Source organism: Nereida sp. MMG025, from assembly GCF_021654165.1.
GTDB lineage: Bacteria > Pseudomonadota > Alphaproteobacteria > Rhodobacterales > Rhodobacteraceae > Nereida.
Window position 1 is genome coordinate 1 of sequence record NZ_JAKFZN010000032.1, and the last position, 936, is coordinate 936.

Here is a 936-nt window from a genome sequence, read left to right on the forward strand (position 1 = left end):
AATGATCCAGCGCATCAACCACACGCACAATCAGCACCAATGAATTCATGCAACAGTCCCGTCAATGTTGGTCTCGTCTATCAACCGAAGGAAGCCGCGTGAGTGAACCATCTTGGGTTCGTCCGGTGGGGCGTGTCTGCCCATCAGATCTTCCCGAACATTCCATGTGGTGCCCCATTCAAAAGTGTTCTCGGACATCCAGATCTGTTGCTCGTTCCAGATGCGTCGTCCGAGCGATGTCAGCACAGCGAACCCGAACAGAACGCGGCGTCCATCGGGTGTGGCGACCCTGACAGGGTCCGCTTCCAGCCAGTTTTTGGCGGCGAGCAATCGAGCATCAGCGACAGTCAACTGTCCAAATCGCACAAAACGATACAGCGCATCGCCCTCTGCGTTCAGTGAAACGTAGGCCGCCATTGGTGCCGATTGATAGGTAGTGGGTGTCATTTGATTTTCCCGGTTTGGTTTCTAAGGGCGGATATTTTCTGGGAAGGTGAAGGCCGGTTTTGCTCAAAGTTGGGAGCGTCCAATCAAGACACCCCCATTTTGGGGGTAAACCTATAATGGGGGTAGCTGCTTCTCTCTATGGAATAAAGGCAGGGCAGGGTGGCAGGCACCGTTCACACAGAGGCTTACAAAGCGGTTCTTGGCGTGTTGATCGACGCGCGGGGAGCGGCTGGCCTGTCACAGGCAGCATTGGCCGACCGGCTTGGGAAGCCCGCGTCGTTTGTTGGCAAGTATGAGTTGGGTGAGCGGCGCTTGGACATCGTTGAGCTGATGGTGGTTCTGAGGGCGCTTAATCTGTCGTTCGATGCGTTTTGGACGCAGGCAAACGTGCAACTGCCGGAAACCCTTTGAGCGATCACAATCGGCGTATGTGCCTAAGACTGGACAGTTCTGTAGGGTATTGAAAATAGGGCGAAAAGCACTAACTCC

The 936-nt window shown here is 54.6% G+C and carries 2 protein-coding genes; one reads left to right on the forward strand and one right to left on the reverse strand.

What is annotated here, in order from left to right:
• Positions 1 to 45: 45 nt before the first annotated feature.
• Positions 46 to 447 (reverse strand): hypothetical protein, encoded by a 402-nt coding sequence (locus L1065_RS15695; RefSeq protein WP_237096458.1) that lies wholly within the window; start codon positions 445 to 447, stop codon positions 46 to 48.
• A gap of 159 nt (positions 448 to 606) precedes the next feature.
• Between L1065_RS15695 and L1065_RS15700 the strand changes: the two genes are divergently transcribed.
• Positions 607 to 858, forward strand: a complete 252-nt coding sequence (locus tag L1065_RS15700; RefSeq protein WP_237096459.1) for a helix-turn-helix domain-containing protein — start codon at positions 607 to 609, stop codon at positions 856 to 858.
• Positions 859 to 936: the final 78 nt, after the last annotated feature.

Bases quoted from the DNA above. Each gene is read 5' to 3' on its own strand.
- L1065_RS15695 (WP_237096458.1), bottom strand. From the start codon at position 447: ATGACACCCACTACCTATCAATCGGCACCAATGGCGGCCTACGTTTCA.